The organism is Chromohalobacter sp. HP20-39 (assembly GCF_033052815.1).
GTDB lineage: Bacteria > Pseudomonadota > Gammaproteobacteria > Pseudomonadales > Halomonadaceae > Chromohalobacter.
The window spans coordinates 1-245 of sequence record NZ_JAWHTP010001048.1 but is presented as its reverse complement, the minus strand read 5'-3'; the positions used below and the strand labels follow the sequence as shown (position 1 = coordinate 245).

The 245-nt window shown below is 74.7% G+C and carries 1 protein-coding gene; it reads right to left on the bottom strand.

Features of this window, described 5'->3' with window-relative positions:
• Positions 1-143 (bottom strand): DNA-formamidopyrimidine glycosylase family protein (locus RVY79_RS21120; RefSeq protein WP_317466569.1); only part of this gene is annotated, 143 nt, incomplete at its 3' end.
• Between the last annotated feature and the right edge of the window lie 102 nt (positions 144-245).

The following is a 245-nucleotide window of genomic DNA, read 5'->3' as shown; positions in this document are numbered from 1 at the left end:
CGCCCTTCCAGCCGGGCGGCGAAGCGATCCGGGAAGGGGAAGCGCAGGTTGGCCCGGCGCAGGGTGACACGGCTGAAGCGGGCTCCGACCAGGGCGGGCGCCAGGCCCCGCCGCACCGTCTCGACTTCGGGAAGCTCCGGCATCTCTCTCGCGACTTTGCGTGCGTGGCGCCTCATGCGCCGGCTCCGGATATCGGCGGGATCGGTCCGGGCCGCAACCGCGCGGCTCCGGCGCGGTTTGCCGCG